The 6,108-nt window shown below is 68.1% G+C and carries 8 protein-coding genes; 4 read left to right on the forward strand and 4 right to left on the reverse strand.

Annotated features, from left to right (window positions below; all coding sequences use genetic code 11):
• Nucleotides 1-37: 37 nt before the first annotated feature.
• The 4 genes from AC3WUT_RS26765 to AC3WUT_RS26780 all read right to left on the reverse strand — a co-directional run bounded on the left by AC3WUT_RS26765 (nt 38) and on the right by AC3WUT_RS26780 (nt 3,618).
• A complete protein-coding gene (locus AC3WUT_RS26765; protein ID WP_492350110.1) occupies nt 38-337 on the reverse strand; it encodes a DUF4160 domain-containing protein in 300 nt (99 codons plus the stop codon).
• Nucleotides 338-785: 448 nt separating this feature from the next.
• Complete coding sequence (locus tag AC3WUT_RS26770; RefSeq protein WP_492350111.1) at nt 786-1,862, reverse strand: threonine aldolase family protein; 1,077 nt, start codon at nt 1,860-1,862, stop codon at nt 786-788.
• A 36-nt stretch (nt 1,863-1,898) separates the two neighbouring features.
• The gene (locus tag AC3WUT_RS26775) at nt 1,899-3,047 is read right to left on the reverse strand and encodes a GGDEF domain-containing protein (RefSeq protein WP_492350112.1); all 1,149 of its coding nucleotides are present in this window, start codon (nt 3,045-3,047) and stop codon (nt 1,899-1,901) included.
• Between the two features lie 136 nt (nt 3,048-3,183).
• Nucleotides 3,184-3,618: a GFA family protein gene (locus tag AC3WUT_RS26780; RefSeq protein ID WP_492350113.1), complete on the reverse strand. Its 435-nt coding sequence runs from the start codon at nt 3,616-3,618 to the stop codon at nt 3,184-3,186.
• A gap of 190 nt (nt 3,619-3,808) precedes the next feature.
• On the opposite strand from AC3WUT_RS26780, the gene hpaR reads away from it, so the two are divergent.
• The 4 genes from hpaR to AC3WUT_RS26800 form a co-directional block, all read left to right on the forward strand.
• The gene (gene hpaR / locus AC3WUT_RS26785; protein ID WP_492350114.1) at nt 3,809-4,273 is read left to right on the forward strand and encodes a homoprotocatechuate degradation operon regulator HpaR; all 465 of its coding nucleotides are present in this window, start codon (nt 3,809-3,811) and stop codon (nt 4,271-4,273) included.
• Nucleotides 4,270-4,914, forward strand: coding sequence for a fumarylacetoacetate hydrolase family protein (locus tag AC3WUT_RS26790; RefSeq protein WP_492350115.1), 645 nt, complete (start codon nt 4,270-4,272; stop codon nt 4,912-4,914). The genes hpaR and AC3WUT_RS26790 overlap by 4 nt, the downstream gene beginning before the upstream one ends.
• Nucleotides 4,911-5,687, forward strand: a complete 777-nt coding sequence (locus AC3WUT_RS26795) for a fumarylacetoacetate hydrolase family protein (RefSeq protein ID WP_492350116.1) — start codon at nt 4,911-4,913, stop codon at nt 5,685-5,687. Before AC3WUT_RS26790 ends, AC3WUT_RS26795 begins: the two co-directional genes overlap by 4 nt.
• A 5-nt stretch (nt 5,688-5,692) precedes the next feature.
• The coding region (locus AC3WUT_RS26800; RefSeq protein WP_492350117.1) for an aldehyde dehydrogenase family protein at nt 5,693-6,108 on the forward strand (416 nt) is incomplete at its 3' end.

Below are 6,108 nucleotides of genomic sequence, written 5' to 3' on the forward strand. Positions count from 1 at the left end.
CAAGAGGGGTCGATGTTCAGCCGCCCATTTCAGAGCATCAGACAGCTCGCGCTGCCCCAGTTGCCCCCGAAAAGACAGCCAAGGTCGAGATCACCACCAACGCTTCGCGCCCATCACGAGCGCGAACATGGAAATGAGGGGGTTGGTGATCGGCGGCATACATCGTCACGTTGCCATTGGCTAGACGCACAAGTGTAGGCATGGCATTGAAAGAGTGCAATGAATGCACCCTATCCGAGCCTAGACCTGCACCGTGATGCATCCATCGCCTGAACAGACCGGTGGTCCAAAGCAGAACGCCGAAGCCGCCATCGAGCAGCCGCTCCGCAACGAGCATCCGTCACCCCCTGAATGGACAGGGGCCACTGACGAACGTCTTCATGCGTTCAACAACGCCAGGGCGTGTCAACACTGATCTCATCGGCGCGAAGCCTGCTGGCCAAGCGCCAATCAAGGCGCGTGTCGCGGCCTAGCGCCAAGGATTCAAACACAATCAAGGCCATGCCCCGCTCCACCCTCACTCCGGGCGCGGTTTCTGGACTGGTATGGGCAGGGTGAGCGGGCGGCGTTGTGGGAACGGGCGCGGCAGACGTGGGTGGGGCTTTGAGCATTCGTGATTCGCGAATTGCGAACATTGCACCGACGGTCAATCGGCCCTCTTCACCAGCGGGCACCTGAACCAGACCGTCCAGATTCAGGTCACCCTGGCCATGGGCGGCCGAGCTACCTGCTGACCGAGACGCCCCAGTGGCATCGCTGTGGGCGATGCTTGATGGCTCAACAGCTCATCGGCCCTGCCCGCCCCAAGCCTCCAAGGCCTCCAAAAACCCCGCCACCTGCCCCTCATCCGTGGCCCACGAGGTGACCAGCCGGATCACCGAATGCTGCGGCTCGGCCGCGGGGCCCCAGGTGTGGAACGAGAAGCGCTCTTGCAGCCGGGCGATGAGCGCATCGGGCAGGATGGGAAAGACCTGGTTGGTCTCGACCCGGGCCGAGAGGGCGTAGCCCTGGGCGACGATGCCGGCGGCCAGTCGGGCGGCCAGGGCGTTGGCTCGGCGGGCCAGCGCGGTGTAGAGGTCGATCTCGCCTTCACCCTCGGCTTGATCGAACAGCACCTTGAACTGGGTGCCCAGCAGCCGGCCCTTGGCCAACAGGCCGCCGCGCTGCTTGATGTGGATGGCGAAGTCGGGCTTCAGCGCGGGGTGGCAGACCACGATGGCCTCGCCCAGCAGGGCGCCGGCCTTGGTGCCGCCGATCCAGAACAGATCGGCCAGGGCGGCGATGTCGGCCAGGGTGACATCGCTGTGGGGCGAGGCCAGGGCGGCGCCCAGGCGCGCGCCGTCGACGAAAAGAATGAGGCCGCGCTGCCGGGCCAGGGCCGAGAGGGCTTGCAGCTCGGCCAGGGTGTAGACGGTGCCGATCTCGGTGGCGTTGGACAGGTACAGCAGCCGGGGCCGGGCCATGTGGGGGAAGTGGGCGTTGGCGGCCAGCGCGCTCTCGATGTGGGCGGGGGTGAGCTTGCCGTCCACCGCGGGCACGGTGATCAGCTTGTGCCCGGTGGCCTCGATGGCACCGGCCTCGCGCCCCACGATGTGGCCCGATTGGGCGGTGATGACGGCCTCGTGCGGGCGCAGGCAGGCCGCGATCGAAACCAGGTTGGCCAGGGTGCCGCTGGCCACAAAGTGGATGTCGCCCTCAAAGCCGGGGCCCAGGCGGGCCTGGATGCGGGCGATGGCCTCGGCGGTGAAGGTGTCGGTGCCGTAGGGGGCTTGCTGTACGAGGTTGGATTCGACCAGGGCGCGCAGGATCTCGGGGTGGGCGCCTTCGCTGTAGTCGTCCAGAAAGCTGTAGGGGGTCGGCATGCGCTGTGGGGGTGATGCGAGGATGGATCGGAGGGTTCAGGCAGCCACCCGGTTGCGCCCTGCCGCCTTGGCCAGGTACAGGGCCTGGTCGGCACGGGTGAGCACGGTGTCCCACTCGGTGTCGGTGGGCAGCACGGTGGCAATGCCGATCGAGACGCTGCAGGCCGGGGTGTTGTCGGGCCCCGGGGGCAGAGCCTCGACGCGGGCGCGCAAGCGCTCGGCCAGGGTGTGGGCCGACGCCGGGTCGCTGGCGGGCAGCAGGGCCAGAAATTCTTCGCCGCCATAGCGGCCCAGGTGGTCGGTGGCGCGCAGCGCCTGCTGCACCTCATCGGCCACGCGGCGCAGGGTGCGGTCGCCGGCCTGGTGGCCCAAGGTGTCGTTGATGCGTTTGAAGTGGTCGAGGTCGAGCAGCAGCAGGGCATAGGGTTGGCCCAGGCGCTGAAAACGATCGTGCTCCTGCCCCACCAGCTCCAGGATGGCGCGGCGGTTGAACAGATGGGTCAGCTCGTCGTGGCGGGCCAGGTGCTCGAACTCCTGCCGCACCCGTTCGCTGGCCATGAGCTGGGCGCCGACCAGCACCATCAGGATGGTGAAACTGAAGGTGGCCACGAACACGGTGTGGATGGGTGAGCCGGGGTCGAAGCGCTGGGTGGTGGGCAAATCCACCCAGTAGGTGGACAGGCCCCGGGCCAACAACACCAGGGTCTGCCAGGCCATGGCGATCATCATCACCCGCGAGGCAAAGCCGCGACCGTGGCGGTACAAGGTGCGGGTGTGGGCCGCGCAGATCAGGGCCATGACCAGGCCGAAGATCAGCATGCGGGGCCGGTAGTCGGGCCAGAGGTCAAAAAACACCCACAGACCGAACAGGCACAAGCCACACAGCGCCACCCAGGGGGCCCAGCGCCAGGACAGGCCGAAGAAATCGCGTGTGCCCGCCAGCAGGCACACGGTGCAAGCCAGCAGCAGGCCATTGCCGGCCAGGCCGACCAGGGTGGCGGGCAGCACGCCCAGCAAGCCATAGAACACGGTCGAGCCCAGGGCCAGCAAGGCCGCCACGGCCCACAGCCGCAGGCCATGGATGCGCGACGGAAAGTTGCGCTGCATGCCCATCAGCACCAGGCCCAGCACCGCGCACTGCAAGGCGGCCAGCAGGTTGAAACTGCGCATGTCGAGGGCAAGCATGAGGCGGGTGCGGTGTCAGGCGGCCGTGACCGCCCTGAAAAACAAAAAGAAGACGACCGCCCAGTGTAGTGATGGCGCTCTCCGGGCGTCGTGCGGGGCCATCAGCCCTGGGGTGGTGGTGCGTGGCGCGGGCGGCTCAGCGCCCCGCCGGGGCGGCTGGGGCCGCCGCACTGAACCCCTCCAGCGACTCGTCCAGGCAGGCCCAGGCAGGGGCACTGGCAGTCCAGATGTTGGCGGTGGGCTGGATGCGCGAGGGCTCGTCCAGGGTGCCAATGCGCACCACCGTCAGGCCGGGACGGCCGCTGGAGTCTGAGAAGAGCTGGGTGCCGCAGTGGGTGCAGAAACGGCGCGTGACGGTGTTGCCACTGTCGGCCGGCTTGTCAAACCGGCCAGGGCTGCCGCTGATCTCCATGGCGTCGCTGGCAAACATCACGTTGGCGGTGCCATTGGAGGCAATGCGCTGGCAGTCGCGGCACCAGCAGATGCGGGCGGCGCCGGGTTCAGCCGCGATGCGAAAACGGATTTGGCCGCACAGGCAGCCGCCGAGGTAGGGGGCAGAAGACACGCTCATGAGACAGGGCTCCTCGTTGTTCCGGGCTGAGGGTGGAATGGACTGGCGGCGGCAGCAGGCGCTGGGCGCCGCGGCATGCACTGTCGCACAAGTTGCCCGCCAGGCTCGGCCGCATCGGGCAACGCAGCCGTGAGTCCAGGGGTTTTCACCAGGGGCTCTTCATCCATCAAACATTTAACATGTTAAATAAATGAGCCCCCCACCCCAGCCCCCCGTCCCGCCCACGATCCAGCCATTTGCCCACCGCAACCTGCCGCGCCTGTTGCTGCAGGCGCGCGAGGCGGTGATGGCGCACACCCGGCCCAACCTGCGCCAGCATGGACTGTCGGACCAGCAATGGCGGGTGCTGCGGGTGCTGGGCGAGCATGGCGTGGTCGAGACGGGGCGGGTGGCGCGAGAGGCCTTCATCCTCGGGCCCAGCCTGACCGGGGTGTTGACGCGCATGGAGCGCGACGGCCTGATCCAGCGCCAGCGTGACCCCGACGACGCCCGCCGCACCGCGGTGCAGGCCACCGACAAGGGCCTGCGCCTGGTGGAGACGCTGTCTTTCACCATCGAGGCCCACTACCAGTGGATGGAACAGACCCTGGGCAAAGACAAGCTGCTGCAGCTCTACCAGCTGCTCGACACCCTGATCGAACTGGAGCAACCATGAGCCCCGCCCCCTGGCAACCCGCAGGCACCGTCTATGGCGCGCTGCTGAACTTCCGCCGCGAATACGAGCAGTGGCAGCCCCGCATGCATGAGGCCCCCTACAAGGCCCCGCCGCAAGCCCCGGTGCTGTACGTGAAGACCGCCAACACCTGGAACCCCGACGGCGGCCAGGTGGCCCTGCCCCCCGGGGTGGCCGGCGTGGAGGCCGGCGCCACGATCGGCCTGGTGATGGGCGAGCAGGGCCCGGTGGCCTTTGCGCTGCTCAATGACTTCAGCCTGCCCCATGCCAGCTACTTTCGCCCGCCGGTCAAGTTCCGCTGCCGCGACGGCTTTCTGGGCACGCCCGGGCAGACCGTACCGCTCACCGCCCTCGCCGACCTGGCTGCGCTGCAGTTGCAAGTCCATGTGAACGGCGCCCTGCGCCAGACGGTGGCGCTGTCGCAGCTGATGCGCCCGGCCGCCGCCCTGCTGGCCGAGGTCAACGCGTTCATGACGCTGCGCCCCGGCGATGTGCTGATGCTGGGCTGCGATGTCGGCCCCGACGGCCACCGCCCCCTGCTTCAGCCGGGTGACACCGTCACGCTCACCGCCCCGGGCCTGGCGCCCCTGACCCACCACATCCGCACCGAGGCCCTGGCATGAAGCACGCCCGCATCCTGCTCAACAACGCCCCCGAGCGCGGCCCGCTGCACGCAGTGGAAGACGAGGGCGCGCTGCGCCTGGACGAGGGTCAGCGCGTGCCCTTCGAGGCCGTTCAATGGCTGCCGCCGCTGGCACCGGTGTCGCGGGCGCGCAGCATCTTTGCGCTGGGGCTCAACTACGCCGACCACGCCAAAGAGCTGGCGTTCAAGCCGCCCGAAGAGCCCCTGGCCTTCATCAAGGGCGAGGCCAGCCTGATCGGCCACCGGCAGCACACCGTGCGCCCGGCAGGCGTCAAGTTCATGCACTACGAATGCGAGCTGGCGGTGGTGATCGGCCGCACGGCACGCCACGTGAAGCGCGCCGACGCCTACGACTACGTGCAGGGCTACACCGTGGCCAACGATTACGCGATCCGCGACTACCTGGAGAACTGGTATCGCCCCAACCTGCGCGTGAAGAACCGCGACACCTGCACCCCGCTGGGCCCCTGGCTGGTGGACGCGGCCGACATCCACGCCCGCCCCGGTGGCCCCATGAACCTGGCCTTGCAGACCACGGTGGACGGCCAGATCACCCAGCGCGGCAACACCCGCGACATGGTGTTCGACGTGCCCTATCTGATCGAGTACTTCAGCGCCTTCATGACGCTCTCGCCCGGCGACCTGATCCTGACGGGCACCCCCGATGGGGTGGTCGACTGCCCCCCAGGCGCCGAGATCGTGACCACCATCGAAGCCATCGGCGAACTCCACAACTTCATTCGACAAGGTTGAGCCCCATGCAACAGATCCAGCACCTGATCAACGGCCAGAGCGTCGCCGGCCGCGACACCTTCGAAACCATCAACCCCGCCACCCAGGAGGTGCTGGCCGAAGTCGCCAGCGGCGGCGAGGCCGAAGTCCACGCCGCCGTGGCCGCCGCCAAGGCCGCCTTCCCCCAATGGGCCGGCCTGCCCGCCACCGAGCGCGCCAAGCTCATGCGCAAACTCGGCGAGCTCATCACCCGCCACGTGCCCGAGATCGCCCAGACCGAGACCAACGATTGCGGCCAGGTCATCTCCCAAACCGGCAAGCAGCTCGTGCCCCGCGCGGCCGACAACTTCAGCTACTTCGCCGAGATGTGCACCCGCGTGGACGGCCACACCTACCCCACCCCCACCCACCTCAACTACACCCTGTTCCACCCCGTGGGCGT

The organism is Curvibacter sp. EU05-FHT14A10, from assembly GCF_058791075.1.

What these genes read in the sequence shown, in the direction of transcription:
- AC3WUT_RS26775 (WP_492350112.1), bottom strand. Translation starts at nt 3,047, where the DNA reads ATGCTTGCCCTCGACATGCGCAGTTTCAACCTGCTGGCCGCCTTGCAG.
- hpaR (WP_492350114.1), top strand. Translation starts at nt 3,809, where the DNA reads ATGAGCCCCCCACCCCAGCCCCCCGTCCCGCCCACGATCCAGCCATTT.
- AC3WUT_RS26790 (WP_492350115.1), top strand. Translation starts at nt 4,270, where the DNA reads ATGAGCCCCGCCCCCTGGCAACCCGCAGGCACCGTCTATGGCGCGCTG.
- AC3WUT_RS26770 (WP_492350111.1), bottom strand. Translation starts at nt 1,862, where the DNA reads ATGCCGACCCCCTACAGCTTTCTGGACGACTACAGCGAAGGCGCCCAC.
- AC3WUT_RS26780 (WP_492350113.1), bottom strand. Translation starts at nt 3,618, where the DNA reads ATGAGCGTGTCTTCTGCCCCCTACCTCGGCGGCTGCCTGTGCGGCCAA.
- AC3WUT_RS26795 (WP_492350116.1), top strand. Translation starts at nt 4,911, where the DNA reads ATGAAGCACGCCCGCATCCTGCTCAACAACGCCCCCGAGCGCGGCCCG.
- AC3WUT_RS26765 (WP_492350110.1), bottom strand. Translation starts at nt 337, where the DNA reads ATGCTCGTTGCGGAGCGGCTGCTCGATGGCGGCTTCGGCGTTCTGCTT.